Annotated in this window: 3 protein-coding genes; 1 reads left to right on the top strand and 2 read right to left on the bottom strand. The window is 71.6% G+C overall.

Going from position 1 to position 4006, the window contains the following annotated elements; all coding sequences use genetic code 11:
• Positions 1 to 142: 142 nt before the first annotated feature.
• Together ABZZ20_RS36605 and ABZZ20_RS36600 are read right to left on the bottom strand one after the other, a co-directional pair.
• Positions 143 to 994 (bottom strand): trypsin-like serine protease, encoded by an 852-nt coding sequence (locus ABZZ20_RS36605; protein ID WP_356877339.1) that lies wholly within the window; start codon positions 992 to 994, stop codon positions 143 to 145.
• A 172-nt stretch (positions 995 to 1166) separates the two neighbouring features.
• Positions 1167 to 2387 (bottom strand): amidohydrolase family protein, encoded by a 1221-nt coding sequence (locus ABZZ20_RS36600; RefSeq protein ID WP_356877337.1) that lies wholly within the window; start codon positions 2385 to 2387, stop codon positions 1167 to 1169.
• A 132-nt stretch (positions 2388 to 2519) separates the two neighbouring features.
• Here ABZZ20_RS36600 and ABZZ20_RS36595 point away from each other — a divergent pair.
• A partial coding sequence (locus tag ABZZ20_RS36595; protein ID WP_356877335.1) for a BTAD domain-containing putative transcriptional regulator occupies positions 2520 to 4006 on the top strand: 1487 nt, incomplete at its 3' end.

Here is a 4006-nt window from a genome sequence, read left to right as displayed (position 1 = left end):
TACCGGACGGTGTCTGCACGACAGGGACCGGCATACGGCCCTCCTTCGCCCAGGCCCACGCGGTCTGGTAGTGCACACCGTTGCGCGCCGCCCACTCGGAAAGCTTCACGCCATCAGGATAAAAGCTGATGAAGGCAGATAACTACTGATGAAAAATGCGACTGTTGTTCACCCCCGCCGTTGTCGCCTTCGCGTACAGCGTCGCCGCGTACTCGCCCAGGATCGTGCTCGTCGAGACGTCGTCCGTGTCGCCGCCCGTCAGGATTCCGATGATCTTGCCGTCGCGGGCGAGCCAGGCGCTGCCGCTCGTGCCGCCCGGGAAGTCCGCGCAGTCGAAGCGCTGCTCCGTCGGGGTCTCGCGGATCGCCGACGCCGTGCACGTACGCGGGACCTTGCGGTCCGCCGGGTAGCCGGTGACGGTGATCTCCTCGCCCGAGCGGCCCGTGGTGTCCAGGGCCGCGGCGCCCGTGACGTCCTCGATGGTGCGGCCCGCCGCGTCCGGCGCGAGGCGGGCGAAGGCGAGGTCGTAGTCGTCGTCCGAGTCGTCGGCCCAGCGGGGGTCCTCGAAGACCTCCTCGATCTTCCAGGCGCCGTACGGGGCGTTGCCGTCGGCGTACGCGGGTGCGAAGACCGCCCCTCCACCGTTGACCTTCCCGGAGAGCAGGCAGTGCCCGGCGGTGACGATCATGTTCCGGCCCGGGCTGTGCACCACGGTGGCGGTGCAGAAGTGGTCCCCTTGTACGCCGCCCTCGAACAGCGCCCCGGTGAAGGCCGCAGGACTACCCGGCTTGGGCGTCCCGGTGGTGGACAGCTGGGGCTGCTTGGCCGCTTGCGAACGCGAAGTCGGGTTCGGTGAGGCCGTCGCCGGGGCAGCCGCCTTGACGCGTGTCTCCGGTCGGCCATCCGAGGCCGGCACCACCTTCGTCATGGCAGCGGACGCGCCCAGCGCCGCCACCGCGCACAACACCCCGGTCACCACGGTCCGCTTGTCCACCACAGTCGCCCCTCCAGCTTTGCTCTGGCGAAGCATGCCTTGGTGGCCCCTCTGCCGCAAGGGGCGGGCCGGCCAAACCGGACCGTCGACGATGTCGACGACATGACCAGGCTCTGCGGCAGCCGAGTGCACGTGGTCGGCGTCCGACCCGTCCGGCGACCGCTGCGCGGCTTCACGCCCCCGACCACAGCCCTTCGGGCGTCAGCCCCAGCAGGTCGATCGCGTTGCCGCGCACGATGCGGTCCACCACGTCGGGTGCGAGGTGACCCATCTGGGCCTCGCCCACCTCGCGGGACTTGGGCCAGGTGGAGTCGGAATGCGGGTAGTCCGTCTCGTACAGGACGTTGGCCACCCCGATGGAGTCCAGGTTCTTGAGCCCGAAGGCGTCGTCGAAGAAGCATCCGAAGACGTGCTCGGCGAAGAGCTCCGACGGCGGGCGCAGCACCTTCTCCGCGACCCCGCCCCAGCCGCGGTTCTCCTCCCACACCACGTTCGCGCGTTCGAGGATGTACGGGATCCAGCCGATCTGCCCCTCCGCGTACATGATCTTCAGGTTGGGGAAGCGTTCGAACTTGCCGCTCATCAGCCAGTCGACCATCGAGAAGCAGCAGTTGGCGAAGGTGATGGTGGAGCCGACCGCGGGCGGGGCGTCCGCCGAGGTGGACGGCATCCTCGACGAGGAACCGATGTGCATGGCGATGACCGTGCCGGTCTCGTTGCACGCTTCGAGGAAGGGGTCCCACTCGTCGGTGTGGATCGACGGCAGGCCCAGGTGCGGGGGTATTTCGGAGAAGGCGACCGCGCGCACGCCCCGCGCCGCGTTGCGGCGGACCTCGGCGGCGGCCAGTCGGGCGTCCCACAGGGGGATCAGGGTGAGCGGGATGAGTCGGCCGTGCGCCTCGGGGCCGCACCACTCCTCCACCATCCAGTCGTTGTACGCCCGCACGCCCAGCAGGCCGAGCTCGCGGTCCTTGGCTTCGGTGAAGGTCTGGCCGCAGAAGCGGGGGAAGGTCGGGAAGCAGAGCGCCGATTGGACGTGGTTGACGTCCATGTCCGCGAGGCGGTCGGGAACCGAGAAGGAACCCGGACGCATCTGCTCGTACGTGATCACCTCCAGCCTGATCTCGTCGCGGTCGTAGCCGACGGCGGTGTCGAGTCGGGTGAGGGGGCGGTGCAGATCTTCGTAGACCCACCAGTCACCGATCGGCCCGTCGTCGCCCTTGGCGCCCATCACCGGGGCGAACTTGCCTCCGAGGAAGGTCATTTCCTTCAAGGGGGCGCGGACGATCCGGGGGCCGGTGTCCTGGTATTTGGACGGGAGCCGTTCCCGCCAGACGTGGGGGGGCTCAACCGTGTGGTCGTCCACCGAGATGATCTTCGGGAAGGTCTCCATGCTCTCCACGGTAGCGTCAATCTGACGAACCGTCAGCTAGTTGACGGGTGATCGGTCCGACACGGGCTGACGGGTACGCGCAAGACAGGGCAGACTGACCCTTACACCGACGGAAGGCAGGGGGGACCACAGATGGACGGCATACCGGCCATCCCGCAGCAGCGGAACCACCCCGAGGCAGCCCGGCGCACCCCCGGGGCCGCCCAAGCCGCCCCCGGGCCCCACGCAGTGCCCACACCCACACCCGCACCCACGCCTGCCACGCCCGCACCCGCGACGCCCGCCCCCGAGGCACCCGCAGCCGCAACGCCCGGGGCCGCAACGCCAGCCGCACCCGAGGCACCCGCAGTCGGTGCGGCCGGGCCCGCGCCAGCGGCTGAAGCCGGGGCCGGGGCCGCCGCCGGAGGCAGCCGCTTCGCCGTGCTCGGCCCGATCCGCGCCTGGCGCGGCAGCGAGGCACTCCCCTCCGGCACGCCCCAGCAGCGCGCGCTGCTCGCCGTGCTCCTGCTGCGCCACGGCCGTACCGCCACCGCGCCCGAGCTGATCGACGCCATCTGGGGCGAGGACCCGCCGCAGCAGGCCCTCGCCACCATCCGTACGTACGCCTCCCGCCTTCGCAAGGTCCTCGCGCCCGGCACGCTCATCACCGAGTCCGGCGGCTACGCCATCCACACCCCCACCGGCACCCTCGACCTCGGCGTCGCCCGGAGCCTCGCAGCCGACGCCGAGAAGGCCCGCGCCGCGGGCGATCGCGCCCTCGCCCGTACGCTGCTGGCCCGCGCCCTGGACCTGTGGGACGGCGAACCCCTTGCCGGGGTCCCCGGCCCGCACGCCGAGACCGAGCGCACCCGGCTCGCCGAATGGCGCCTCCAACTGCTGGAGGCACGCCTCGACCTCGACCTGGAGGTCGGCCACCACGCCGAGGCCGTCTCCGAGCTCACCGCCCTGACCGCCGCCCACCCGCTGCGCGAGCGGCTGCGCGAGCTCCTCATGCTCGCCCTGTACCGCAGCGGGCGGCAGGCCGAGGCGCTCGCCGTGTACGCCGACACGCGCCGGCTCCTCGCCGACGAACTCGGCGTCGATCCCCGACCCGAGCTGGCCTCCCTCCAGCAGCGCATCCTGAACGCCGACGCCGAACTCGCTTGCGCCGAAGACCCGGCCCCGGCCGCCGCACCCGTACACGTGAGGCCCGCACAATTGCCCGCCACCGTCCCCGACTTCACCGGACGCACCACCTTCGTCAACGAACTCGGAGAGATCCTGGCCGGTGCGGAGGGCCAGGTCATGGCGGTCTCCGCGCTCGCCGGCATCGGCGGCGTCGGCAAGACCACCCTCGCCGTGCACGTGGCGCACGCCGCCCGCCCACACTTCCCCGACGGGCAGCTGTACGTCGACCTCCAGGGCACCGAGCCGCGGCCCGCCGAACCCGTCGCGGTTCTGGGTTCCTTCCTGCGGGCCCTGGGCACCCCCGACACGGCCATTCCGGACACGGCCGCCGAGCGGGCCGCGCTGTACCGCTCCACGCTCGACGGGCGCCGCGTCCTGGTCCTGCTCGACAATGCGCGCGACGCCGCCCAGGTCCGTCCGCTGCTGCCGGGCACCGCGGGCTGCGCCGCCCT

This window comes from Streptomyces sp. NPDC006430 (assembly GCF_040612395.1).
GTDB lineage: Bacteria > Actinomycetota > Actinomycetes > Streptomycetales > Streptomycetaceae > Streptomyces.
This window is presented reverse-complemented; position numbering and strand designations above follow the sequence as displayed.